14 protein-coding genes are annotated in these 26,256 nt (G+C 68.1%); 11 read left to right on the plus strand and 3 right to left on the minus strand.

All coding sequences use genetic code 11. The features are described from left to right. The first annotated feature begins 21 nt into the window (after window positions 1–21). The 9 genes from ACZ5ZX_RS18825 to ACZ5ZX_RS18865 all read left to right on the plus strand — a co-directional run bounded on the left by ACZ5ZX_RS18825 (window position 22) and on the right by ACZ5ZX_RS18865 (window position 18,275). Window positions 22–813: a hypothetical protein gene (locus ACZ5ZX_RS18825; RefSeq protein ID WP_465503271.1), complete on the plus strand. Its 792-nt coding sequence runs from the start codon at window positions 22–24 to the stop codon at window positions 811–813. 192 nt (window positions 814–1,005) lie between these two features. Then, entirely contained in the window at window positions 1,006–1,692 is a 687-nt protein-coding gene (locus ACZ5ZX_RS18830) for a hypothetical protein (RefSeq protein ID WP_465503272.1), read from the plus strand. 609 nt (window positions 1,693–2,301) lie between these two features. Continuing rightward, window positions 2,302–10,518, plus strand: coding sequence for a SpvB/TcaC N-terminal domain-containing protein (locus ACZ5ZX_RS18835; RefSeq protein ID WP_465503273.1), 8,217 nt, complete (start codon window positions 2,302–2,304; stop codon window positions 10,516–10,518). A gap of 179 nt (window positions 10,519–10,697) precedes the next feature. Beyond that, complete coding sequence (locus ACZ5ZX_RS18840) at window positions 10,698–10,880, plus strand: hypothetical protein (protein WP_465503274.1); 183 nt, start codon at window positions 10,698–10,700, stop codon at window positions 10,878–10,880. A 241-nt stretch (window positions 10,881–11,121) separates the two neighbouring features. Then, complete coding sequence (locus ACZ5ZX_RS18845; protein WP_465503275.1) at window positions 11,122–14,811, plus strand: nitrate reductase subunit alpha; 3,690 nt, start codon at window positions 11,122–11,124, stop codon at window positions 14,809–14,811. Next, on the plus strand, window positions 14,811–16,376 hold the full coding sequence (gene narH, locus ACZ5ZX_RS18850; RefSeq protein WP_465503276.1) for a nitrate reductase subunit beta: 1,566 nt from the start codon (window positions 14,811–14,813) through the stop codon (window positions 16,374–16,376). Before ACZ5ZX_RS18845 ends, narH begins: the two co-directional genes overlap by 1 nt. Then, the gene (gene narJ / locus ACZ5ZX_RS18855) at window positions 16,373–16,984 is read left to right on the plus strand and encodes a nitrate reductase molybdenum cofactor assembly chaperone (RefSeq protein ID WP_465503277.1); all 612 of its coding nucleotides are present in this window, start codon (window positions 16,373–16,375) and stop codon (window positions 16,982–16,984) included. Before narH ends, narJ begins: the two co-directional genes overlap by 4 nt. Beyond that, complete coding sequence (gene narI / locus ACZ5ZX_RS18860; RefSeq protein ID WP_465503278.1) at window positions 16,981–17,706, plus strand: respiratory nitrate reductase subunit gamma; 726 nt, start codon at window positions 16,981–16,983, stop codon at window positions 17,704–17,706. Before narJ ends, narI begins: the two co-directional genes overlap by 4 nt. Beyond that, a complete protein-coding gene (locus ACZ5ZX_RS18865; RefSeq protein WP_465503279.1) occupies window positions 17,703–18,275 on the plus strand; it encodes an HPP family protein in 573 nt (190 codons plus the stop codon). Before narI ends, ACZ5ZX_RS18865 begins: the two co-directional genes overlap by 4 nt. Here the strand turns inward: ACZ5ZX_RS18865 and ACZ5ZX_RS18870 are convergent. The 3 genes from ACZ5ZX_RS18870 to ACZ5ZX_RS18880 are packed head-to-tail and all read right to left on the minus strand — an operon-like array spanning window position 18,258 to window position 23,273. Continuing rightward, window positions 18,258–21,884 carry an nSTAND1 domain-containing NTPase gene (locus tag ACZ5ZX_RS18870; RefSeq protein ID WP_465503280.1) on the minus strand — a complete coding sequence of 1,209 codons (3,627 nt, stop codon included), beginning with the start codon at window positions 21,882–21,884 and terminating at the stop codon, window positions 18,258–18,260. The genes ACZ5ZX_RS18865 and ACZ5ZX_RS18870 overlap by 18 nt on opposite strands. After that, complete coding sequence (locus ACZ5ZX_RS18875) at window positions 21,881–22,840, minus strand: hypothetical protein (protein WP_465503281.1); 960 nt, start codon at window positions 22,838–22,840, stop codon at window positions 21,881–21,883. Before ACZ5ZX_RS18875 ends, ACZ5ZX_RS18870 begins: the two co-directional genes overlap by 4 nt. A gap of 1 nt (window position 22,841) precedes the next feature. Further along, the gene (locus ACZ5ZX_RS18880) at window positions 22,842–23,273 is read right to left on the minus strand and encodes a hypothetical protein (protein ID WP_465503282.1); all 432 of its coding nucleotides are present in this window, start codon (window positions 23,271–23,273) and stop codon (window positions 22,842–22,844) included. A gap of 302 nt (window positions 23,274–23,575) precedes the next feature. Here ACZ5ZX_RS18880 and ACZ5ZX_RS18885 point away from each other — a divergent pair, with 302 nt between their 5' ends. Further along, window positions 23,576–25,882, plus strand: coding sequence for a PQQ-dependent sugar dehydrogenase (locus ACZ5ZX_RS18885; protein ID WP_465503283.1), 2,307 nt, complete (start codon window positions 23,576–23,578; stop codon window positions 25,880–25,882). Window positions 25,883–25,949: 67 nt separating this feature from the next. Further along, the gene (locus ACZ5ZX_RS18890) at window positions 25,950–26,213 is read left to right on the plus strand and encodes a hypothetical protein (protein WP_465503284.1); all 264 of its coding nucleotides are present in this window, start codon (window positions 25,950–25,952) and stop codon (window positions 26,211–26,213) included. Window positions 26,214–26,256 lie beyond the last annotated feature (43 nt).

Below are 26,256 nucleotides of genomic sequence, written 5' to 3' on the forward strand. Positions count from 1 at the left end.
GTGAAAGCAGGGGGAATCATCGTGTCCAGCCACTTCGAGGCGATCGGGATCGGCGTCACCAGCCAGGACGAGTTCGGGGAAAGGGTGCTCTCCCTGATCGGCGCGGGCACCGTCCGGCGGATCGACAAGAAGATCAGCGAACATGTGTGGACCGATCCCTCTGGCGCCCGGCTGGTCGCGCAGGTTCGGGACGGCGAGATCGAGTTCCTCCTGCCGTGCCTGGCCGGTACGACGTCCGCGGTGCCGGTGCGCGACGTGCACCTCGTCGATGCCGAAACAGCGATGCTCGACCTCCTCGACAGCGTCGATGGAGAGATGGTCTGTCCCATCGCGGTGGAACTGGAAGACCGAGCGGTCCTCGCCCACTCCGGCGGTCGGCTCGAGACCGGCTCCCTGGTGCTGTCGGCGCTGGCCGAGGACGTCGCCGTGCACGCCGACGCCGAGACCTACCTCGCCTCGCAGGACGGCGGCGGGCCGAAGTTCGCCGCCGACCACTTCATCCCTTCCGGGACTTTCACGCTCGCGGAATCCTCGTCCGACCGGACGCCCTCCGCCCACGCGCTGTTCGCCGGCGAGGTCGTCGAAGTCGATACGCCTGCGAACACCGTTACCGGCACGGCATTCCATCGGGTCCGGGTCCGCACCATCGCCGCGATCGAACTGGACGTCGCGATCGCGACCGCCGACCTTGGGCGGCCACCCTCGCGCGGCAACATCGTGACCGGGACCTTCTTCCTGACCGGAAGATTGGGACTACAGCCGACCGACTCCGCGGAAGATCCGCCGAAGCGGCGGCGCTGGTTCCGCCGTTAGTCCCCCAGCGCCGACACGCTTGTCGTGACACCCCGGCCACCGCGGATTGTCTGGTCGGGGCAACGTTGCCCTGCGGGGCTCCGGCTTCGCTCGGCCCGCGTTGAACACATCCGGGGGAACCTGACCGCCTCCGGCCACGTCAGAGTGACATTCGATGCTACGGTGTCACATCACTCTGACGGAGGGCGTCACATGTCAACCCGGTTCTTGCCCGTGCTCGCCGCGGGACTCGCTCTGCTGCTCACCGCGTGTTCCGGCGACGGCGGCGGCACCGACACGGCGGCGACCACCGGTGATTCGCCGTCCGACGACTCGGCCACGGCCCAGTCCGGCCCGAAGTACTCGCAGTTCGCCGACTTCCCCGGTCAGGCCCTCGTCACCACGGAACCGGGGTTGGACCAGGCGATCCAGGTGAAGGCCATCGACGTCGCGTGGACGCCCGAACTGGCAGGCGTGTCGGCGAAGGCGGGAAAGCACTACGTCGCGGTGTATGTGGCTGTCACCGGAGCACTCGCCGATCGTGGCGTGCAGCGAGCCAGGATCAAATACCTGCAGCTTCGTCGCAACAACGCGGCCGGGGAATCGTGCGACCCCTACGAGCCGAAGGAAGTCCCCCAGTACTGCTTCACCGAGGCGTGGCCCGCCAGCGACCTCAGGACCGAAATCGCGGACAAGACCTGGCGCGAAGCCACCTGGTCGGCGGACTCCCTGATGGGCAAGAACCTCGATCGGGGCGAGAGCGCGATCGGCGTGGTCGGCTTCAGCGTGGCGGACGGCACGAACACCGACGGCCTCCAGCTCTGCGGGCCGACCAAGGAGATCGAGGTCGACGTCACCCGGTTCCCGTGTGTCCCGATCCCGAAGCCGGACGGCGTGTGAGAACGCCCTAGCCCGCGGCGGGGACTGAACAGCGCCCGGCGGCACGACTTCGACTCGACGACCGCGCAGGTCGAAGATTCGGACGGCGTGACGTCGGGCTCTTTCATGCCTGGCCCCCTTTTTCAAGCCAGGGTTCAGAGATGTGGTGTCGTGCGAGTGTCACGGGTCCTGAGTGACCTGACCTCGCAGGTAGGCCGATCGGCCGCACGGCAGTTCCGCAGACAGGTATTTCATCGGAATTTAATCGACCCTCGATAGCGTCTGGCCGGGAGATTGATGCCCCGCCCTCGCGGATGAATGGGCTGGGCACAGAAGGGGATGTTCGTCCGGATGCACTAATCCGGCAACGACCATTTGATCGATCGCCTTTCTTTGCCCGCATCACCGCTCGATCCCGTGCGCGACAACGTTTGTCGCTCTTCGCCGGGCCTGATAGCCACATTCATTGATCCAGAGGGGGTCGAGGGCATGTCTGCCTTCGCGTGGGCTCGTCCGGTTCGTCATCACCACAAGGCAGTGATGGTGGCCTTGATCTTGGCGTTGGTGGCGATGGTGGTCCCACCCGCCTCGGTGCGCGGGACAGGGCAGGCATCAGGCGCGGAGGGGGCGGTGGCCGCTCCGGAACATCCGGAGGGAACCTCGTTCAACCCCAACCAGATCAAGGACATCAAAGCGGCCGATCCGGGGACCGGGGTGAACCTGATCGCGCCACCGTCGGCGAACAACTCCGGCGACGCGCGGATGTCCTACCCGCTCGAGGTGCCCAAGGGACGGGCGGGTCTGGAGCCGAAGCTGGCGGTGGCGTACAGCTCCGGAGGCGCGAACGGCTGGCTGGGTGTCGGGTGGGACGTCGCCATGCCGACGGTCACGGTCGACACCCGCTGGGGAGTACCGCGGTATGACGCTGCCCTGGAGACCGAGACCTACCTCCTGAACGGTGAGCAGCTCACCCCCGTCGCCCACCGGGGCGAGTTGCAGAAGCGGACGGCGGAGAAGGTTTTCCACGCACGCGTGGAAAGCCGGTTCGACCGGATCGTGCGCCACGGGGACAATCCGGCCGGTTACTGGTGGGAGGTCACCGACAAGGCGGGCACTCGCATGCTGTTCGGCGGAGCGGCCGATACGACGTTGACCGACAACGCGGGCCGCATCGCGACGTGGGCGGTGCGCGAGGTCCGTGACGCCAACGACAATCTCATGCGTTACCGCTACGCGCGGGTGAACGACGGTGGGACCGAGAAGTCGACGGTGGCGGGCAGCAACCTGTATCCGCAGCGGATCACCTACACCGGCCACGGTGACGTCGAAGGCAAATACTCGGTGACGTTCCTGCGTGACCGGGACCGCGGTGAGCCTCGTCGCGGCGATGTGCAGATCGACGCCAGGGGCGGGTTCAAGAAGGTGACCGCCGATCTGCTGCGGCGGGTCGAGATCAAGCTGGACGACCAGCTGATCCGGGCCTACGAGCTGAACTATCGGACCGGCGCGTTCGCGAAAACGCTGCTGGCGTCGGTGTCTCAGTTCGGCGAGGACGACAAGCTGTTCAACACCCACTCGTTCGACTATTTCGACGACGTGCGTGACCAGGCGGGCAACTACACCGGGTTCGCCGATGCCGCCGGTTGGTCGGTCCCGGATGACGACCTGGGCGTGAACATCCGTGAAGGTGAGGCGAGCGCGATCTCGGCGAACACCTCCGTCGGGTTCGGTGCGCACCTGTTCGCCGGTTACAACGTGCAGGGGTTGCCGGTCAAGCAGGGTGGCGTCGGGCTGAAGGTCGGGTTCAACGCCGGCCAATCCGATGGCCTGTCGGCGTTGGTGGACGTGAACGGCGACAACCTGCCGGACAAGGTGTTCCGCAAGGACAACGACGTGTACTACCGGCCCAATCTGGCCGCGCCGGGCGGCACGCCGAAGTTCGGTGACACACCGCTGAAGTTGCGTGACCTGCCGGGTATTTCCACCGAGCGGACGTTGTCGGGCACGATCGGTGTCGAGGCGTTCGTCCTCGCTGTCGCCGCGCAGCTGGACTTCGTGGGGACCACGACCACGTCGGACCGGTTCTTCAGCGACGTCAACGGTGACGGCATCACCGACCTGGTCAACAACGGCGGGGTGTTGTTCGGCTACCTCGACGCCAACGGGCAGCCCGCCTACAGCGCGGATTCCACCCGTACCCCGGTGCCGGTCGGCGGTGGCGCGGTGACCGGCGAGATCGTCGGTGACCAGACCGCCCAGTTCAACCAGCAGGTCGACAACTCGCCGCTGCTGGACTCCGTGCGCCGCTGGGTCGCGCCGTTCAGCGGCACCGTGCGCGTCGACGGCCGGGTGCAACTGACCGTGGACCCCTCGCCCGCGCGCGCCGCGTACACCAAGGCCGACGGTGTGCGGGTCACCATCCAGGCCAAGGACACCGAACTCTGGGCGCAACGAATCGGCCCGGACGACCACACCGAGTTCACCCCGGCCAATGTGTCGGCGATCGCGGTGAAGAAGGGCGACGCGCTCTACTTCCGCACACAGTCCATTCTGGACGGGAAGTACGACACGGTGGCGTGGGATCCGACGATCACCTACACCGACCTGGCGGCAGGCACGGACGTGAACGGGCTGGCGAACACCGTGTTCCGCGCGTCGTCGGACTTCACGCTCGGCGGCCGCTCATCGCAGGTGATGGTGCCGGTGACCGGCACGCTCCGGCTGACCGGTGACGTGGTCAAGAGCAAGGTGACCTCGGACGACGTGACCGTGGTGATCACGAAGGGCAACGGGGTGCACGCTCCGGCGGAGGTGTTCCGCAAGGTCCTGCCTGCCGGGTCGACCGGGACCACCGCGATCGACGTGAGCCTCCCGGTGAGCCAGTTCGAGAAGATGTCATGGCACATCAGGACCGACTCCCCGATCGACGTTTCCGCGGTGTCCTGGGTACCGAGGGCGCACTACACGGCCGCGCCGGGGGTGGAGTCCCTTGTCGACGACAAGGGTCAGCCGACGCTGGTGATCAGCCCGCCGGTCGACGTGGACATGTACCCCGCCGACACCCTCACAGCGCCGCAGCAGACCTACAAGGTGACCAAGACCGGCAAGCTACGGGTCCGGCCGGGCGTGAAGCTCAACTTCGGCTTCCCCGGGGCGACCAAGATCGCGTTCACCGTCAAGAAACGCGGCGGGCAACTGCTGGGCAAGCGGGTCGTCGACATCGTCAACGGGCAGTACGGCTCGCCCGGCCAGGACCTGGACGTGGTCGTCCCGGTCACCGAGGGCGACGAGCTGTATTTCGACCACTCCACAACGGATTCCACTTTGTTCGGTTTGGTCGCCGAACAGTCCGCGAAGGTCACCTACGACCTCACGTCCCCATGGCCGACGTTCAGCCCGGCGCCGAGCGCGGCACACGGCTCCGCGCAGCAGGGCGCGTTCCCGCAGCCGTACCGCGGCTGGGGTGTGATCGGATACCAGGCCAACCGCGACCGCGCCACCCAACCGATCAAACAGGCCGAACTCGCGATCGACCAGAGCTTCAAGGACGCCCTGCCCCGGGAACCCAAGGAAGCCGACATCCCGGGGTTCGCCGCGAACCCCCGGATCCCCATGCCCCGGCTGGCGATCTTCGCTCCGAACCCGGCCAAAGGCGGCTGGGCGGCGCAGGACGAATCGTCCTGGTTCACCGGCACCATGGCGACCAGCTCCCGGCTCGGCGCGGACACCATCGACGTGGTCACCGACGCCGATGTCGCCGGTGACCGCACGGTGATGCGTCGCGGCGTGACCGGTCAGGTGTCCGGCACGCTGTCCGCCGGTCCATTCGGGGGCACCGTCGTCGGTGGCATCACCGCCGGGTCGGTTGACTACGTCGACCTCAACGGTGACCGGTTCCCGGATGTGGTCGGCGCCAAGGAGATCCAGTTCACGGACATGAACGGCGCGCTCGGCTCCCGGCGGGGAACTCTCGGCGGCAACGTCCGCGAGACCGACAACCTGTCCGGCAACGTCTCGTACTCCGCGGGCAGCGAGGCCGCGACCCTGGCCAGCGCGCTGGGCCTGGCCGCGCCCGAAGCCGGCAGCAGCAACAACACCGCCACCAACGGCCCGGTCCAACCGGCGCTCGGGATCGGTGGCAGCCTCGGCGGGGGTGAGTCCGACACCCGCGTCGATCTGATCGACATCAACGGTGACGGCCTCCCGGACAAGGTCTTCGCCAACGGCGACGCCCAACTCAACCTCGGCTACAGCTTCGCGGCCAAGGAACCCTGGCCGGCGGGCCCGATCAACGACGCCTCCACCCGCAACCTGGGCGTCAACCTCGGGTTCAACGTCGACAACTACGGCTTCGCCGGAGGTCTCTCCGCCGAACTCGGCACCTCGTTCACCAACGCCAGCATGCTCGACGTCAACGGTGACGGGCTCACCGACCGCGTCTTCACCGACGGCGCCAACCCGATCAAGGTGGCCATCAACACCGGCACCGGCTTCACCGCCCCCACCCCGTTCCGCGGCAGCTTCACCGACATCGCCGTGGACAAGAACGCCACTCTCGGCGCGGGCGTCTACTTCACGTTCCCTGTCCCCACGCCGATCGGCACCTTCGTGTTCAATCCCGGCGTCAACGCTTCCACCGGCATCGGCCGCGCCGAGATCGGCTTGCGTGACGTCAACGGCGACGGGCTGGCGGATCACGTCAAATCCACTCGTGACAACGAGTTGCTGGTCGCGGTCAACAAGACCGGCCGTACCAATCTGCTTCGCGCGGTGAACCGGCCGTTGGGTGGACGGGTCGAGCTGGACTACGCCCGTACCGGCAACACTCAGGCGATGCCCGAGTCCCACTGGGTCCTGTCCCGTACCACCGTGTCCGACGGCCACCCCGGCGACGGCGCCGACTCCCAGCTCACCACCTATCGTTACGAACAGGGCAAATACGATCGGCTCGAACGCGAATTCCACGGCTTCGGCAAGGTCGTCACCGAACAGCGCGACCCCAGCGCTGCCGAGGCGCTCTACCGCTCGACCACCGATGAGTACCGCACGGACAGCCCGCACACCCGTGGATTGCTCGCCCGTACCCTCACCACCGACGGCACGGGGCGGCCCTTCGCCGAAACGGTCAACACCTATCAGACACGCGATGTCGCGCCGGGCAGCGTGTTCGTGGGACTCTCCCGAGTGGACAAACGTTTTTACGAGGGCGCCGAGAAACCCGGCAAGTCCACCTACACCGAAATGTCGTATGACGACTACGGCAACCTGATCCGCTCGTTCGACGCCGCCGACGAGGGTGTTTCCGACGACGTGGAGACCACCTACGGCTACACCGCGTCCGACCCGGCTTGCCGGGCGCTCAACCTGGTCGGTACCGCCAATCTGCTCAACCAGCGCGGCACCACCGGCAGCACCGCGTCGAGGCACAGTGAATCCACGGTGGACTGTGTGACGGGTGCGGTGCGGCAGGTCCGCCAGTACCTCACCGACACCGTTTCGGCCGACACCGACCTGGAGTACTTCCCTGACGGGAATCTGAAGTCGGTCACCAAACCGGCCAACAAGACCGGTCAGCGCTACCGGCTGGAGTACGGCTACGACACCATCGTCGGCGTCCACGTCGAGTCTATTGTGGACAGCTTCGGACTGCGGTCGGGCGCGACGCACAACCTGAAGTACGGGCAACCAGAACGCACCACCGATCAGAACGGTCAGCAGGTGCTGCGCGGCTACGACAGTGCCGGACGCTTGGACACGGTCACCGGACCGTACGAGATCGGGTCGGGCAAGGTCACGATCGACTTCGACTATCACCCCGAAGCCGCGGTCCCCTATGCCACGACCCGGCACCTCGACCGCGACGCCGCCGGTGTCCGTGAGGACACCATCGACACCGTCACCTTCACCGACGGTCTCAAACGCGTGCTGCAGACGAAGAAGGACGCGTCGGTCGCGAACAATCCCGGTGACACACCCGAAGAGGTCATGACGGTGTCCGGCCGCACCAAGTTCGACTTCCTCGGCCGCGCCGTGGAGCAGTACCACCCGGTCACCGAACCCAAGGGCAAGGGCAACGCCGCGTTCAACGCCGCCTTCGACACGGTGGTTCCGACTCGCGTGTCGTTCGATGTACTGGACCGGCCGGTCAAGACGGTCCTGCCGGATGAGGTCACGACCACCATGGCCTACGGGTTCGGCCCCGACCGCGCCGGAGTCACCCGGTTCGAAACCATCGCGACCGACGGCAACGGCAAACAGAAGCGCAGCTACACCGACCTGCGGGAAAAGACCACCGCGGTCAAGGAATTCAACCCGGCGGGTGGCCAGCCGGTGATCTGGACCAGCTACGACTACGACTCGCTGGGTCAGCTCACCACCGTGGTGGACGACAAGACCAACACCACGCGCTCCGGCTACGACGCTCTCGGCCGCCGCACCGTCCTGGAAAGCCCCGACGCGGGCCACACCGAGACGCGCTACGACCTGGCCGGGAACCCGACGGCGAAGATCACCGCGAACCTGAAGGCAACGGGCAAGCAGGTCGAGTACGACTACGACCACAACCGTCTCACCGCGGTCCGCTATCCGGCCTTCCCGGCCAACAACGTCACCTACACCCACGGCGCATCCGGTGCGCCGGACAACGCCGCCGGGCGGATCACCGAGATCCGCGACGCGGCGGGGACCCTCACCCGCGGTTACGGACCGCTGGGTGAAACCATCCGGGAAACCCGCACGATCAAGATCGCCGGGCAGGCGGATCGCAGCTACACCACCGGATGGCGCTTCGACGCGTTCAACCGGGTCCTGCAGATGACCTACCCCGATGGGGAGATCCTCCGCTACGACTACGACACCGGCGGCGAGGTCACCCGCGCCACGGGGACCAAGAACGGCACCGACTACAGCTACCTCGGCCGCCTCGACTACGACAAGTTCGGCCAGAAAGTCCTGCAGCAGGCCGGGAACGGGGTGCGCACCACCTACACCTACGACCAGGCCGACCGCCGGCTCGCCACCCTGAAGTCGAAAACACCGGGTGCCACCGAGTTCCAGAACCTCGGCTACACCTACGACAAGGTCGGCAACGTCACCGCCCTGACCAACAACACGCCACAGAACCCGACGATCGGTGGCCCGAGCAGCCAGACATTCGGCTACGACGACCTCTACCAGCTCACCTCCGCCAGCGGCCAGTACACGACCAAGACCAACCAGCAGGACAAATACACCCTGGCGCTGAGCTACGACTCCATCCACAACACCACCACCAAAACCCAGCATCACGAGATCACCGGCACGACCGCTCAAGCGGCGTCGCTGAACCGCGGGTTGAGTCCTGAGTCGCCGGTCGGTGGTGGCGGAGGGAGCCCGGCGTCGCCAGGCCCGCTGACGGTCGGACCGATCGAACCGGTCGGAGGTCAGGACGAGACCAGCTACGACTACAAATACGACTACGGCAGTGGAAAACCGCACGCGCCGAGCACGGTCGGCCCGATCACCCAGGCCTACGACCCGAACGGCAACCTCACCGACACGGTGAACATCGCCGAGAGCGGGAAACGACGCCAGTACGTGTGGGATGACGAGAACCGGCTCGCCTGTAACCAGGACGCCGCCACGGCGACGGTCCCGCAAACCCCGGCAGGATGCCAGGGAGCCACTGTCGGCTACACCTACGACATGGCAGGCGAACGCGTCATCAAACAGGGTGACGGCCTGTCTCTCTACCCCAACCGTGGCTACAGCGAACGTAACGGGACCGGCTTCAAACACATCTTCGTCGGCGACAGTCGCCTCACCACCAAAACCGTCGCCGCCGACGGCCCCGAGAACGCCCAGTCCTACTTCCATGCCGACCACCTTGGCTCTTCCGGCTACGTCACCGACCGGCAAGGCAACGTCACCGAGCACCTCGAGTACCTGCCGTTCGGCGAGACGTGGGTGGAAGAGAAGACGGGCCAAAGCGGTACGCCGTACAAGTTCACCGGCAAGGAACTCGACGAGGAAACCGGTCTCTACTACCACGGGGCTCGCTACTACAACCCGAGAACGCAACTGTGGGCGAGCGCGGATCCGGCTGTTGCCGACTTCATGTCCGGATCCAAGGCCGCGGGCGGGATCACCAACCCCCGCAACCTCGCCACCCACACCTATGCCCACAACAACCCGGTCAGGCTGACCGACCCCACCGGCAAGTGGCCAACGGTCACCGAGGTGGAACAAAGGGACTTGGAGGCCAAGTACCCGACCCAATTCCCGGGCACCGGGCCCAGGAAGACATACCGCCCGATTCCTTTCTCCGAAAGAGAAACCCCGCCGCTGACCAACCGGGAACATGTCTTGTACCTCGATATTCTCGCAACTCCCGTCACGGGCCCAGCCACCATGTGGCAGCTGTTCGACGCGAAGCAGGACGCCGTTGCCCGGGCGAGAGCACACTTCGGCGGAGGAGGCACCGATGACGACGAGGGTGGCCCGCCGGACGGGACGATCGGCAACGCGTTCCAGCACGCGTACTGGAGCGGCCTGCTGACGGGTATTGTCGGCCCGAGCACCGCGAAGGCGTTGACCGACGCACACGAGGCGTTTTTGGGCAACGACCGCCATAACGAGTTGATGGACCTGCACAACAATTCCGTCGGTCGGAATACCTATACCGATCTCGAAAACGCTCTAGGCAGGCCACCGACCCACGCGGAGCTCGAGCAGGCGATCCTGCTCGCGGTCACGAGTCCCCGCGGTTACAACGGCAGACACACGATCATGCTCGGACCGAACGGCGGGTACGAATACACGGCACCACCCCCCGACTGCTCACAGCGGAGGTGGGTATGCGGAAACTGAAATCGACTCGCCTGGCCCGTACTTTTCACGGGCACCGGGTGGTCCGCCACCGGAGTGGGATCGAGGGTGCCGGTGCGGGGCCCGGGGCCGAAGGGGCCGACCTCGATCCAGGGCACCTTGCCGAGTAGGTCCCGGCGGCGCTGGGAACCCGGGTTCCATCGGGTTCCCAGCGCCGCCGGTTGGTCAGCGCGACTTCCTCGGGGCGCGGACGGCGCGCCCTGCAGGGTGGCCCGCCGGAACAGGTCACGTACCTCGGGCAGCTCCATCGGCAGCCGGATCGAGATTCCGCCTGCCGACCGACCGGCGGGCACGCCCCGATGATCGCCACCGCGGTGCTCACCGCGACCGCGACCGCCGCCTGAGGTACAGGTCTTTTTCGATCGGCCGACCAAACGGAATAATCGAGTTTCTCGCGGCAATTACCACTACATTACCAATACATTTACTTATTGGTCTTTTCGAGTGATCCACAACCGATGGTCACCTTCGCGAAAGGACAGCACACGTCCGGTGCGGCTAGCATTGCCGCGTTCCCGGACAGACTGAGCATGTCTTGTTCGTGCTGTCCGCCTCATTCACGACTTTAGTCGGGAGGTCGCGAGCGTGCGCTCGCCACGAAAGACCAACGGAAACAGCGTGAATAGCCACGCCGAAGGTGCGGCGACCTCCGCCCTGCTCCGCCTCGGCCGCTATTTGACCCGCACCGAAGGATCGGCGGACCTGCACTCGGTACACCTCACCGGAGGCCGGGAGGGTGACGCGTTCTACCGGGATCGATGGAGCCACGACAAGGTGGTCCCGTCGACGCACGGCGTGAACTGCACCGGTTCCTGTCGCTGGAACGTCTATGTTTCCGACGGGATCATCACCTGGGAGAGCCAGGACCCGGACTATCCCTCCGTCGGACCGGACAAGCCCGAGTACGAACCGCGAGGCTGCCCGCGAGGCGCCTCTTTTTCGTGGTATTCCTATTCCCCGACCCGGGTACGTTTTCCGTATGCGCGAGGCGTACTGGTCGAAATGTATCGCGAGGCGTTGAGGCAGCACGGAGACCCGGTCGTCGCCTGGGCATCGGTGATGGACGACCCGATGAAGAGGCTGTCCTATCAACGTGCCCGCGGAAAAGGCGGATTGGTCCGGGTGAGCTGGGACGAGGCAGCGGAAATCGCGGCCGCAGCCCATGTGCACGCCATTTCCCGCTACGGCCCGGACAGGGTCGCCGGCTTTTCCCCGATTCCGGCGATGTCGATGGTCTCGCACGCGATCGGGGCTCGGTTCATGGCGCTGATCGGCGCCCCGATGCTCTCGTTCTACGACTGGTACGCCGATCTGCCGGTGGCCTCGCCGCAGGTGTTCGGCGACCAGACCGACGTCCCGGAATCCGCGGACTGGTGGGACGCGGCGTATCTGATGATGTGGGGCTCGAACGTCCCCGTCACCAGGACACCGGACGCGCATTGGATGGCCGAAGCGCGTTATCGCGGGCAGAAGGTCGTGGTGGTCTCCCCCGACTACGCCGACAACACCAAGTTCGCCGACGAATGGCTGGCCCCGCACCCCGGCACCGACGCCGCGCTGGCGATGGCCATGGGGCACGTCATCCTCACCGAGTTCTTCGCCGAGCGACAGGTCCCGTTCTTCACCGATTACGTCCGCCGGTTCACCGACCTCCCCTTCCTGGTCACGCTGACCGAACGAGACGGCGCCTACGTACCTTCGAAGTTCCTCACCGCGGCGGATCTCGGCGACACCGATGCGGCCGAGCCCGCTTGGAAGACCATGCTGGTCGACGACCGCACCGGGGAACCGGTCGTGCCGAACGGTTCGGTCGGCTTCCGCTGGAACGAGCACGACCAGGGCCGCTGGAACCTCGACCTCGGCGACATCGTGCCGCGGTTGAGCCTGCTCGACGATCCCGGCCACCGGGGTGTCGAGGTGCTGCTGCCGCGGTTCGACGTTGACGGCGTGCTGCGCCGGGGTGTGCCCGCCGTGGAAGCGGGCGGGCGGCTGGTCACCACGGTGTTCGACCTGCTGATGGCGCAGTACGGCGTGCGCCGCGCCGACCTCCCCGGCCGCTGGCCGACCGGCTACGACGACCCGGCAGAACCGTGCACTCCGGCATGGCAGCAGGAGATCACCTCGGTCCCGGCCGAGCGGGTCGCCCGGATCGCCAGGGAGTTCGCCGAGACCGCCGAGGCCTCCCGCGGCCGCTGCATGATCCTGATGGGCGCGGGCACCAACCACTGGTTCCACTCCGACACCATCTACCGCTCCTTCCTGGCGCTGCTGACGATGACCGGCTGCCAGGGCCGCAACGGCGGCGGATGGGCGCACTACGTCGGACAGGAGAAGGTGCGCCCACTGACCGGGCACGCGACCCTGGCGGGCGCGATGGACTGGGCACGGCCCGCACGGCAGATGATCGGCACCGCCTACTGGTACCTGCACACCGGCCAATGGCGCTACGACGCGCTGCGCAACGACGAACTGACCTCACCGCTGGCTCCCGGCGCGCTCGCCGGGACCAGCGCCGCCGACACCCTCGCGCAGTCGGCACGGCTGGGCTGGATGCCCTCCTTCCCCACTTTCGACCGTAATCCCCTGGACCTGGTCGACGAGGCCGAAGAAGCGGGCATCGACCCGGCCCGCCACGTCACCGCGAAGCTGCGCGAGGGCACGCTCGGCTTCGCCGCCGAGGATCCGGACGAGCCACGGAACTGGCCGCGGGTGCTCACGGTGTGGCGGTCGAATCTGCTCGGCTCCTCGGCCAAGGGACACGAGTACTTCCTGCGTCATCTGCTGGGCACCGACGCGAACCTCCGCGGCGAGGAGGCACCGCCGGAAGCCCGGCCGCGATCGGTGAAATGGCATGACACCGCCCCCGTCGGCAAATTGGATCTTATGCTGGCAATCGATTACCGGATGACCAGCACCACGTTGTTCGCCGATCTCGTGCTGCCCGCCGCGACCTGGTACGAAAAGCACGACCTGTCGTCGACGGACATGCATCCGTTCATCCACTCCTTCAACGCCGCCGTCGATCCACCGTGGCAGACCCGCACCGACTTCGAGGCGTTCCACACGATCGCGAAGCGGTTCAGCGAGCTCTCCGAACGCCATCTGGGCGTACGCAAGGATCTCGTCGCCACCCCGATGACACACGACACGCCGGGAGAAACCGCGCAGCCCGGCGGCGTCGTACGTGATTGGCGCGACGGGGACGTCGAACCCATCCCGGGTGTCACGATGCCGCGGCTCACCGTCGTCGAACGCGACTACCCCGCCGTGGCGGCGAAACTGGCCACCCTCGGGCCGCTGCTGGAGAAGCTGGGCGCCACCAGCAAGGGGATCACCTACGACGTCGGCGAGGAACTGGACTGGCTGCGCGCGAAGAACGGCGTCGCGACGACAGGAGCCGCTCTGGGTCACGCGCTGATCGACACCGACATCAAGGCCGCGGACGCCGTGCTCGCCCTGTCCGGTACCACCAACGGACGGCTGGCCACCCAAGGCTTCCGCGATCTCGAGAAACGCGTCGGCACCGAACTGGCGCATCTTTCGGCCGAGCACGAGGGCAAGCGGATCTCCTTCGCCGACACCAGGTCCCGGCCCGCTCCGGTCATCACCAGTCCGGAGTGGTCCGGCAGCGAAAGCGGCGGCAGGCGGTATTCCGCGTTCGTGATCAACGTCGAGCACGGGAAACCCTGGCATACGCTCACCGGGCGTCAGCACTTCTTCCTCGACCACGACTGGATGCACGAACTCGGCGAGGCGCTGCCGGTCTACCGGCCGCCACTGGGCGCGCACCACCTCTCCGGCGAACCGGGGAACGGCGCGGAGGTCACCGTCCGCTACCTGACCCCGCACAGCAAATGGTCGATCCACTCGACCTACCAGGACAACCTGCACATGCTCACCCTGTCGCGCGGCGGGCAGGGCATCTGGATGAGCCCGTCCGACGCCGAAGCGATCGGCGCCAAGGACAACGACTGGATCGAGGCGGTCAACCGCAACGGTGTCGTGGTGGCCAGGGCGATCGTCTCCCACCGCATGCCCGCGGGCACCGTTTTCCTCTACCACGCGCAGGATCGGGCGGTGAACGTGCCGCGCAGCGAGGCCACCGGGAAACGCGGCGGCACGCACAACTCGCTGACACGGCTGCTCATCAAACCCACCCATCTCATCGGCGGCTACGCCCAATTGTCCTTCGGGTTCAACTACCTGGGCCCCACCGGCAACCAGCGCGACGAGGTCACCGTGATCCGCCGCCGTTCCCAGGAGGTGCGTTACTGATGCGGGTACTGGCGCAACTGGCCATGGTGATGAACCTGGACAAATGCATCGGCTGCCACACCTGCTCGGTGACCTGCAAACAGGCCTGGACCAACCGGGCAGGTACCGAGTACGCGTGGTTCAACAACGTGGAAACCCGGCCGGGGCAGGGATATCCACGCCGTTACGAGGACCAGGAACGCTGGAAGGGCGGCTGGGAACGGACGTCGAAGGGCCGCCTCCGGCTACGCGCGGGCGGGCGGCTGAGCAAGCTCGGGAAGCTCTTCGCGAATCCCGACCTGCCGGAGATCTCCGACTATTACGAGCCGTGGACCTACGACTACGCCACCCTGATCGAGGCGCCGCTCGGCGACGACGTGCCCACCGCCGCGCCCCGCTCGGCGATCACCGGCGAACCCACGCAACCCTCCTGGGGCCCGAACTGGGACGACGACCTCGGCGGCTCGACCGAACACGGCGTCAAGGACCCGATCGCCGAAAAGCTGCGCGAGGAACTCGGGATCCGGATCAAATTCGAGTTCGAGCAGAGCTTCATGTTCTACCTGCCGCGGATCTGCGAGCACTGCCTCAATCCGTCCTGTGTGGCCAGTTGTCCCTCCGGCGCGATGTACAAACGCGAGGAGGACGGGATCGTGCTGGTCGACCAGGACCAGTGCCGCGGCTGGCGGATGTGCGTCACCGGCTGCCCTTACAAGAAGGTCTACTTCAACCACAAGACCGGCAAAGCCGAGAAGTGCACCTTCTGCTACCCGAGGGTGGAAGCCGGCCAGCCCACCGTCTGCTCCGAAACCTGCGTCGGACGGCTGCGCTACATCGGCGTGCTGCTCTACGACGCCGACAAGGTCACCGAAGCGGCGTCCGTCGCCGACGAACACGACCTCTACCCCGCCCAGCTCGATCTGCTGCTCGACCCGCACGACCCCGCGGTGATCCGGGCGGCCGAAGCGGCCGGTATCCCGCACGACTGGCTCACCGCGGCCCGGCGATCACCGGTGTACCAGCTGATCCACGACTACCGGCTGGCGCTGCCCTTGCATCCGGAGTACCGCACGATGCCGATGGTCTGGTACATCCCGCCGCTGTCGCCGGTGGTCGACGCGGTGAGCGGCAGTGGCCACGACGGCGAGCACCGCGACAACCTGTTCGGCGCCATCGACGCGCTCCGCATCCCGGTCGAGTACCTGGCGGAACTGTTCACCGCCGGGGACACCGGTCCCGTCCGGCGGTCACTGCGACGGCTGGCCGCCATGAGGTCCTACATGCGGGCGGTGAACCTCGGGCAGGAGACCGACGAGGATATCCCCGCTTCGGTCGGCCTCACCGGCGAGCAGATCTTCGCGATGCACCGGCTGCTCGCGCTGGCCAAATACGACGAGCGTTACGTCATCCCCACCGCGGGTGTCGGGCAGGCCCACGATCTGGAGGCCATCGCCACCCGCTGCAGCCTCGACGTCGACGGCGGCCCGGGAATGGGTGGCGGTGAGTCCACAGTGGACCTCGTGAGCTGGGCGGACGGCGGCAGGCCGGACGCGCTGTTCCCCACCTTGGGCGGGCAGGACCGGTGAGGCTCACCCGTTCCCGCGCCGTCGGCACGCGGCATCACGCGGCGTTGCGCCAGATCGCGGGCTGGTGCCTGCAATATCCGGACGACGCCGTCCTCGGCAAACTGCCGCTGCTGCGCGCCTGCCTCGGCGAGACCGGCGGTCCCGGCCACGACGGACTCGCGCGCGCCGTGACCTACCTGAGCCAAGGTGATCCTCGCGCGCTGGCTTCGCACTACATCGAGGTCTTCGACCGCAAGCCGCGGCGGACGCTGCATCTGAGCTGGTTCCTCGACGGCGACACCCGCCGCCGAGGGGAAACACTGGCCGCCCTGCGGCGGTTCTACCGTGCCAACGGGTTCGCGCCTGCCGAGAACGAGCTGCCGGACTTCCTGCCGGTGATACTGGAGTTCGCCGCGGCGGCCGATCCCGCCGCGGCCACGGAGGTACTCGACCGGTTCCATCCGGCGCTGGACCTGTTACACCGCAACATGTCCACTATGGACACTCCCTATCGCGACGTCGTCGGCGCGGTACTGGCCACCCTTCCGGCCGCCCCCGCACCACGACCCGCCGCTCCCCCGGCCGAGCTGGTCGGCCTCGACCCGTTCCCGACCGGAGGTGGCCGATGAGTTCCGGACTCGACCTGCTGCTGTGGGGCGCCGCGCCCTACGCGTCGATCGCGCTGCTCGTCTTCGGCACGATCTGGCGCTACCGGTACGACAAGTTCGGCTGGACGAGCCGGTCGAGCCAGCTCCACGAGTCCAGGATGCTGCGGGTGGCGAGCCCGGTCTTCCACGTCGGGCTGCTCATGGTGATCGGCGGCCACGTGCTCGGTCTGTTCGTCCCCAAGGGCCTCACCGAATTCGCCGGGCTCGACGAACACGCCTACCACCTGATCTCGCTCGGGATGGGCAGTCTCGCCGGACTGGTCGCGGTCGGCGGCCTCGGGCTCCTGCTGTGGCGGCGGCTGCGGGTCCCGGCGGTCCGCCGCGCGACTTCGGTCAGCGACCGGTACATGTACGTGGTGCTCGTGCTGGTGATGCTCGCCGGGCTGGCGACCACGCTGGTCGACAACGGCGTCCGGGGCGGGTACGACTATCGCGAGACCGTCGGGCCCTGGTTCCGCGGCATCCTCCTGCTCGATCCTCAGCCGGACCTGATGGCGTCGGCGCCGCTGGACTACCGGCTGCACACCGCGCTGGGGATGCTGCTGTTCGCGCTGTGGCCGTTTTCCCGGCTGGTGCACGCGTTCAGTGCTCCGGTGCAGTACCTGCTGCGTCCGTACGTGGTCTACCGGCGGCGCGCGCCCGGCGCCGTCGGGACCCGGAACCCGCGCCGTGGCTGGGAATGAACCGGATCCGCCGCACCGCGTACGTGGCACTGAGCGCGTTCGGGTGCATCGTGTTCATCGGCCTCTGCGCGGTCCTCACCGACGCGCCGCTGCTGTTCCCCTCACTCGGGCCCACCGCGTTCCTGGTGTTCGCCAGTCCGGACGCCCCCGGCGCGAGCCCGCGCAACACGGTGCTCGGTCACCTGGCCGGTGTCCTCGCGGGCCTCACCGGCCTCGCCGCCACCGGGCTGCTCACCGCCGCCCCGGATCTGACGCATCCATCGTGGGCCAGGATCGGGGCGGCGGCGCTGGCGCTGGGCATCACCTGCGCCGCGATGGCGGCCCTCGGCACACCCCATCCGCCTGCCGGTGCCACCACCCTGATCATCGCGCTGGGCCTCCTGCACACCCCGTCACAGGTCCTCGCGGTGCTGATCGGAGTACTTCTCATCGCGCTGCTCGCCGTACTGATCAACAAGCTGTTCGGGGTGCCTTATCCCTGGTGGCGCGCACCGGCGCCGCGGACGGAGGCTCGTCCGCGAAGCACTGACGAAAGCCAGGAAGTACACCGATCACGCGCAGGGCCGTAGAGACGTCCCTCCAGGCAGGTAGCGATTCCGCTCGTCGTCGGTCAGGCCGCGCCCGGCCAGCCGACAAGCACGGGCCAGCCAGGCCTTCTTGCTCAACGGCCATTCGACGACCGTCGATCCGTTGGCGGCGACGAGGTTCGCGCCGTCCGGCGAGGGAGCGAGCGACCAGACGTAGCCTGCGCCGGACTCGAGTTGACGCCCGATCTGGAGTCCGCCGGCGACATCCCACAGGCGGAGGGTGCCGTCCTGGCTTCCGGAGGCCAGCGTCGTGCCATCCGGTGAGTAGGCCAAGGCCAGGACCATGTCGGTGTGCCCGCGGAGCGTGCTTTTCACCGTGCCGTCGGCCAGGCTCCGGATGTCGATGGTCCTGTCGTCGCTGCCGCTGGCGAGGGATCGCCCATCGGGGCTGAACGCGAGGCTCGTGATCGGCAGGGTGTGCCCGGTGCGGGTCTGGACGTCTCGGAACCGGTCGCTCTTCGTGGCGAAAGAGATCTGCGGCGGCGCGGAGACACCGTCACCGGAAGCGACGGCGACCGTGTTCCCGTCCACGCTCAGCGCGAGCGCCGTCACGGCGCCTTTCGCGGCGGTGAACGAGGTACCCGGCGAATCGGGAAAGAGCACCTGGCCGTCGGTGAAGCCGACGGCCACCCTCCCGCTGCCGTCGGCTGCGACAGCGGTGACCGCCGTGCCCGGCCGGTCGAACACCGTCCGCGTCCCCGCGGTGGCCGGGTCGAGTTCGTACAGGACTCCGTGGTCGGTGCCCACCGCGATCGTTCCCCCCGGTCGCCAGGCGAGACCGACGACGGTGCCCTCGAACGCACGGACATCCACTGTGGACCCGTCACGGGTGACCCGGACGACACCGTCCGCACCCCCGGACGCGATGGCACCGCCGGGGTTCCTGGCGACGGCCTGGATGGGGCCGGCCGCCTCGGCGAGCCGCGTACCCGCTGGAGACCGTCTGCCACTGAGGTCCCACGAGATCACCCGGCCGTCGCGATCCGCCCCGACCAGGAACCCGTCTCCGCTGCCGAGCGCGACGACGGCCGACACGAGGCCGGGGCGAGTGGGTTCGACACCCAAGGGTTCCGGGGCGAGCCGCCATGAAGTGATCGTGCCGGTATCCGACCCGACGAACACCGTTTCGCCGTCACCGGAGGACGCGACCGCGGTTCCGCCCGCCGCGTCCGTCCACAATGGCGGGTGCTCGGCGCGGAGATCCCATACGCCGATCCGGCTTTCGTCGGCCGTCACCACACGCGTGCCGCCGACGACGTCCAAGCCCATGGTGGTGCCGGTCGAGACGGTGCCCGGTCCGGCGAGTCCGGGCAGCTCGGCCCCGTCGGTGAGGCGCCAGCGCTTCAGCTCCCCCGCGGTGGTGAGGGCGATGACCTGGTCGGTCTTGTCGGCGACGGCGAGCGCCACGACATCGGTGCTCTGTGCCAGCGGCGGCAGCGGCGTCGTCCGGCCGGTCAGGCTCCAGCGTTCGACCGCACCGAAGCGGGTGGCCGCGAACAGTTGGCCGTGCGCCGGGTCGAGTGCCACGCCGACCACGGTGGAAGTCGCCGTGACCGGGTCGAGGACCGGTGCCGCGACGCCTGTCCGGTGCAATGTCACCAGACCGGTCGCGTCCGCGGCCGCGACCAGGTCGGCGTTCGCCGTGACGGCGCTGATGTTGGCACGATGGCCGGTGAAACAGGGGCCGATCCGGTGGCCGTCGGACGGCGAAAGGGCACAGACCGAACCATCGTCGGCACCGACGATCGCGGCCCCGTCGCGGGTGAACCTGGCCGCCACGGTCGTGGCGCGACGTCCCGCCGGGAAAAGATAGGCGAGCGGGCCACCGCGCGAGGAGACCACGTCCATGACGGCCGCGCGGGTGACGGGGTTGTCGTCGGTTTCCGCCCCTGCGACGGCCAGCAGGGCTGCGAGGTCTCGTTCCTGACCGCTCACTGAACGCGACCTCGCGGCGAGTGAAACGGCGTCCGCGACGGTCTTTTCCCTGCTGATGCGGCGTTGCTGGGCCACGACGACGAGCGTGATCGCCACCGCGGCCGCCAGCGCCGCGGCGAGGAGACCGAGCAGCCGGGACCGCCATCTTTGCCGATGCTCAAGACGACCGCTCAACGCGAGGAACCGCTGTTCGACGTCGTTCGCCGTCAGGCTTCCCGAGCGGCGTGCGACCTCGATGGCGGCGAGCCGCGCGCCCCGCAGCAGATAACTCGGGTCGGCGCCGTGCTGCTCCCACGCCGCCGCGCCACTGCTGAGGTCGTCCTGCGCGCGCTTCGTCTCCCTGTCCTCGGTCAGCCAGTTCCGCAGCCGGGCCCAGGCACGCAGCACCGCCTCGTGGGTGATGTCGACGACCGAGGCACCGGTCGCCGGGTCCGAATCGATCGTGAGGATCCTGGCGGCGGCGAGCCGATCGGCGACCACGCGGACGGCGGACTCGTCGTCGGCGTCGGTCACCAGATCTTCGAGCCGGGCCCGGCGGCGCACCGCGACGGTGTTCTCGCCGAGATGGGACAGCCGCAACATCATGCGGCGAGCCGTCGCCTGCTGCCGTTGGCTCAGCGACTCCCACACGAGTTCGGCGGCGTGGTCGATCGCGCCGTCGAGCGCGCCCGCCTTCGCGTATTCGGCGAGGGTCAGCCAACCGTTGCGCCGGCGTCGCCAGGTTTGCGCCAACGCGTACGACAACAGCGGCAACGCGTTTTCGGCGGCGTCGGTGTCGGCGAGCATCCGGTCGACCAGTTCGGGCTCCACGCGCAATCCGACCTGGTCCGCCGGTTTCTCGATCACCTCGCGGATGGCGCGCGGCCCCATGGGGAGCACCCGGTGCTGGGCAGCCGAGACCGCCGCCGCCAGTACGGGTTCTTGATCGAGGTGCGGATAGAAGTCCGACCGCAACGCGACAAGCACCTTCGTCTCGGTGGACGAGTCCCCGGCGATCGCGGCGAGAAACGCGGCCCGTGAGCCGGGATCCACCGCCGGGTCGAACACCTCCTCCAGCTGGTCGATCACCCAGATCGTCGGTCCGCCGACGGCGACCCGGACCTGTGCGTCGAATTCGCCGAAACACGCGGGCTTCGCACGAAGTGCCGCCGCGATCTCGTTCGCGCGGGCGCCGGTGAACTTCGCCAGGACGGCCGCCAGCTGCTCGATCGGCTGGGTACCGGGCCGGACCGGCACCGCGGTCCACTCAGCCGAGCCCGCGACAGCGCCGTCGGCGAGGGCCGGAAGCACACCGGCTGACAGCAGCGACGACTTACCGCTGCCGGACGACCCGACCACCGCCACCAGTGCCGCCCGGCGGAGCAGTGCGAGTACGGCGTCGACATCTCTTTCCCTGCCGTGGAAATACCCGGCCGATCGTTCGTCGAACGCGTCCAGACCGGGATACGGGCAGAGATCCGCGGCCCGGCCCGGCCGCGTGACCTGGTCGCCGAACGGGGCTCCGTCGTCCGTGAGAACGTTGACGGGGCCGTGAACCGTGAGGTCCCGGCCCGCGACGAGCCCGCCGGACAGCGCCAGATCGCCGTGCTGAACGACCGGACCCGCGTTTTCGACCGACAGCGTCGCCGCCGGGTCGGTCTCGTCCTCCTGGTTCATCTCCTGACGACGTAGTGGCGATCGTCGTGACTGCCGTTGGCGATCTGGTTCGAATCCACGTTCACCTGCAGGTCACAAGAACCGCCCTGCGCCCCCGGATCCTCCAGGGCGACCCGCACGTCGAAGGTGATGGCCGCGCCGCCGGTCCCACCGATGTTCCTCGGTATCTGCGAGAGGGTGCAGGCCCCCCTCGCGGACCCGTAGATCGACAATCTCGGGATGGGATGCATGGCCGTCACTCGCACCTGCAGTGTCACGACGGGGTTGGCCGGCGAATAGACCAGCGTGTCCGCCGAACCCAGCCAGCCGATCTTGACCGCCAGCCTGTCCACCTTCCAGGTGACGACGACGGGCTGAGCCGGCGCGAAGGCGGCGTTCCCCGCCTGCGTGGCGGTGATCGCGCAGGTCACCGGCACCAAATACGCGCGGGTGGTGCCGTTGGTGATCTGGGACGTCCAGCAACCGCCACCGCGGCCGCCGTTCGGCAGCTGATAGGAAACGGGGAGTCCCGACGTGGCGCAAGCGCGCATGGTCACCTCGTCGTCCGGCCATTGATGGGTGCCGAGGGCAGGGAAGACGATCCGCTGCTGTGCCCTCCCATCCGCGGCGCGACCGGCGGGCGGGGTCCCGCAGGGGTTGGCCGGGTCTCCGGGTTCCGAGGGCGGACCGGCGGGCCGTGTTCCGGCACCGGGCCGGGCCGGCTGGTCCGGCGACCGCCCCACCGTCCCACCGGGTCTGCCCGCCGTCCCGCCGGGCTTACCCGGCGTCGCCGACGTCGACGCGCCGGGTACCGGACTCGCATCCGGCGACGGCTCGGCCGAGGTGGTGCCGGCGGAGGTTTCCGGAAACTGCGGCGGATCGAGGTCCTCGGCCCGCTTATCGCGGCCACAGGACGTCAGCGCCGCGACCAGCAGGAGCCCGGCGGCGAGACTCCCGGCTCTGCGTGTATTCACCATGTCATTTCCCCGGAGCGGGCTCACCGGAGACAGTGATGTCGCGCCCCGCGACCTGATGGGTCCCCTTGATCGACACATTCCCGCCGATGGCCAGCGCTCCGGCGTCGCGCACCTGAATGGTGCGATAACCGGCCGTCTTCAGCTGCTCGGCCAGTTCCGAAAGCGCGGCCGCGAATTCGGCGTCGGCGGCCATGAACTCGTCGAGGTGATCTTCGACAGCGGCTTGCCTCCGCTGATTTTCCGGTTGCTCCGCAAGACGTTCCAACGCTCCCGACGCCTGCGGGTCGGCCGAAAACCTGCCACGTACCTTGTCCCACAACGCGCGAAGTCCTCGCGTGACCCCTTCGTCGACGACCTCGCTCGCGACTCCGGCCAAATGCCGCCCATAACTGATCAAAAACGACGTGATCGCCGCCGCCGATACCGCGTCCATGCCACCCTCCCGAAAACACCGACGCCTATGTCGTACGCCGTTCGGCCTACTCAATCAAGGAGGACACTACAGCCGGGGAAATACGTCTTCGAAACGACATCCGAATGGCAAACATTCTGTCTGATGTGGTGATTCTTTTTCCAAGTACGCGGCGGGCCACTCGCCGGTGGCGCTCCGCCGACACGGCCTCTTTAGCGAGTTGTGCGCATTTCTGTCATACGCGTAACAACTTTCGGTCTTCTCGCGCCATACCGGGCAGCTGTCGACTTCTTTCCGGTCCCTGCGCAGGAGGAGTTCGTGTGATGAGTTCTCGTCGTCCCTTGTTCCCACGAAGATCAAGACGCACGCTCGCGGCCGGCGTGGTCGGTCCGCTGGTCGGCGCGCTCACGGTCGCGCTCGTCACCGCGGCACCCGCCGAAGCCGCGGTACCCACCGGTTTCACCGACACGGTGGCGATCGGCGGGCTCAGTTCACCGACCGCCACCGCGTTCGCGCCGGACGGCCGGGTGTTCGTCGCGGAGAAGAGCGGTCTGGTCAAGGTCTTCGACTCGCTCGCCGACACGACGGCGACGGTCTTCGCCGATCTCCGTCCGCAGACACAGGATTTCTGGGACCGCGGCCTCCTCGGACTGGCCGTCGACCCCGCTTTCCCCGCCAGGCCCTATGTCTACGTCTCCTACACCCTCGACGCGGAACCCGGCGGCACCCCGCCGCGGTGGGGTGACACCTGTCCGACTCCGCCGGGCGCCACCACCAAGGGCTGTGTCGTCACGGGCCGCGTCTCGCGGCTGACCATGGGGTCGGCCGGCACCGCCGTCAGCGAGAAGCCACTGGTCACGGGCTGGTGCCAGCAGTTCCCCAGCCACTCGGTCGGCGCTCTCGCCTTCGGACCGGACGGTGCCCTGTACGCGGGCGGCGGCGACGGCGCCAGCTTCGGCTTCACCGACTACGGTCAGGTCGAGAACCCTTGTGCCGACCCACCGTCGCCCGCCGGGACGAACCTCGCGCCACCGACGGCGGAAGGCGGCGCGCTGCGTTCGCAATCGCCGCGACGTCCCGCCGGGCAGCCGGTACTGCTCAACGGCGCGTTGCTGCGCCTCGACCCCGACACCGGCGATGGCCTGCCCGGCAGCCCTTTCGCGGGCAGCGCCGACGCCAACGCCCGGCGCGTGATCGCCTACGGCGCGCGGAACCAGTTCCGCTTCGGCTTCCGGCCGGGCACCCGTGAGCTGTGGGCGGGTGACGTCGGCTGGGACACCTGGGAGGAGATCAACCGCGTCGCCGACGTCGGCGACGGCGTGGCGGAGAACTTCGGCTGGCCTTGTTTCGAGGGCAACGCCAGGCAAGCCGGTTACGACGGCGCGAACCTCGACCGATGCGAGTCCCTGTACACCTCCGGCGGGCAGGCGGCGCCGCACTACGCCTACCACCACTCGGCCAAGGTGGTGGCGACCGATCCTTGCCCCACCGGCGGTTCTTCGATCAGCGGCATCGCCTTCGAGTCCGGGAGCAACTACCCCGCCGAGTACTCCGGCGCGCTGTTCTTCGCCGACTCCTCCAGGGGTTGCATCTGGGCCATGCAGACCGTCGGCGGCCAGCCGAGCGCGAGCCGTCTGGTGCCGTTCGTGACCGGCGTCAGCACACCGGTGCAGGTGCTCACCGGCCCTGGCGGTGACCTGTTCTACGTCGCGCTGGGCAGCGGTGAACTCCATCGCGTCAGCCACCCCGGCGGCACCAACCGGCCCCCGGTCGCGGTGGCCACGGCGAGTCCGGCGAGCGGCCCGGCGCCGCTGACGGTCCAGTTCGACGGCACCGGCTCCACCGACCCGGACGCCGGGGACACCCTGTCCTACGCCTGGGACCTCGACGCCGACGGCGCGTACGACGACTCGTCGGCCTCCAGCCCCACCTGGACCTACACCGCGGCCGCCGCCGTCGACGCCGGACTGCGGGTGACGGACTCCCACGGCGCGAGCGCGACCACCACGGTGCGGGTGACCGTCGGAAATCCGGAGGGGCTCGATCCGGTGCCGGTCATCGACAGCCCGGCAAGCGCGCTGACCTGGTCGGTCGGCCAGACCGTGCCCTTCTCCGGCCGCGCTGTCGACGCCCAGGACGGTCAGCTCCCGGCGTCGGCGCTGTCCTGGCGGCTCGCGATCCGGCACTGCGCGGCGAACGGCACCTGCCATACGCACAACGTCCAGGATTTCCCCGGCGTCGCGTCCGGCTCGTTCGTCGCACCGGATCACGACTACCCGTCATACCTGCAGCTGACCCTCACCGCGACCGACTCGAGTGGCCGCACCGGCAGCAGGACCGTCGACCTGCAGCCGAAGACGGTGTCGCTGAACTTCACCTCCAGCCCCAGCCAGGCGATGCTCACCGTCGGCGGCACGGGGCAGCGCACGCCGTTCACCCGGACGGTGATCGCCGGCTCCACCAACTCGATCAGCGCGGACAGCCCGCAGAACCTGCCACCGCTCAACCTGAAGTACGCCTTCACCGCCTGGGCGCACGGCGGCCCGAGGACACAGAACATCATCGCGCCGGGCACGTCCACGACCTACCGGGCCGACTACCGGCTCTGCTGGCTGTTGCAACCCTGCTGAGCCGAGTTGGGGCAGGCCGCCGGCGAGGGGTCGTGAGTGGCGAATAGGTTATTGAGAGGTAACTCAAATGTGGGGTGCCCTGAAGGCCCCCGGTGAGACGTTGAAGGTCTCACCGGGGTCCTTCAGGACATCACGGCCGACCACCTTGCGTGCCAAGGTATGGGCGAACGGGACCACCGAACCCGGCTGGCAGGCGACCGCGACAGACCAGACCGCCGCACTTCAGGGCGCCGGGAACGCGGGCCTCCTCACCAACCTGTCCGCCTCCGCCACCAACGCGCCGATCACCGTCACCGTGGACGACGTCACCGTCTTCCGCACGGCCGGGTAAGTCATCTCCGGTACCCGCCGACGGCGACGGGTACCGGAGAATC

The sequence above is a fragment of the Amycolatopsis sp. NPDC033938 genome (assembly GCF_055575975.1).

Bases quoted from the DNA above. Each gene is read 5' to 3' on its own strand.
- ACZ5ZX_RS18890 (WP_465503284.1), top strand. From the start codon at position 25,950: ATGTGGGGTGCCCTGAAGGCCCCCGGTGAGACGTTGAAGGTCTCACCG.
- ACZ5ZX_RS18870 (WP_465503280.1), bottom strand. From the start codon at position 21,884: ATGAACCAGGAGGACGAGACCGACCCGGCGGCGACGCTGTCGGTCGAA.
- ACZ5ZX_RS18830 (WP_465503272.1), top strand. From the start codon at position 1,006: ATGTCAACCCGGTTCTTGCCCGTGCTCGCCGCGGGACTCGCTCTGCTG.
- ACZ5ZX_RS18865 (WP_465503279.1), top strand. From the start codon at position 17,703: ATGAACCGGATCCGCCGCACCGCGTACGTGGCACTGAGCGCGTTCGGG.
- ACZ5ZX_RS18875 (WP_465503281.1), bottom strand. From the start codon at position 22,840: ATGGTGAATACACGCAGAGCCGGGAGTCTCGCCGCCGGGCTCCTGCTG.
- ACZ5ZX_RS18885 (WP_465503283.1), top strand. From the start codon at position 23,576: ATGAGTTCTCGTCGTCCCTTGTTCCCACGAAGATCAAGACGCACGCTC.
- ACZ5ZX_RS18880 (WP_465503282.1), bottom strand. From the start codon at position 23,273: ATGGACGCGGTATCGGCGGCGGCGATCACGTCGTTTTTGATCAGTTAT.
- narH (WP_465503276.1), top strand. From the start codon at position 14,811: ATGCGGGTACTGGCGCAACTGGCCATGGTGATGAACCTGGACAAATGC.
- narI (WP_465503278.1), top strand. From the start codon at position 16,981: ATGAGTTCCGGACTCGACCTGCTGCTGTGGGGCGCCGCGCCCTACGCG.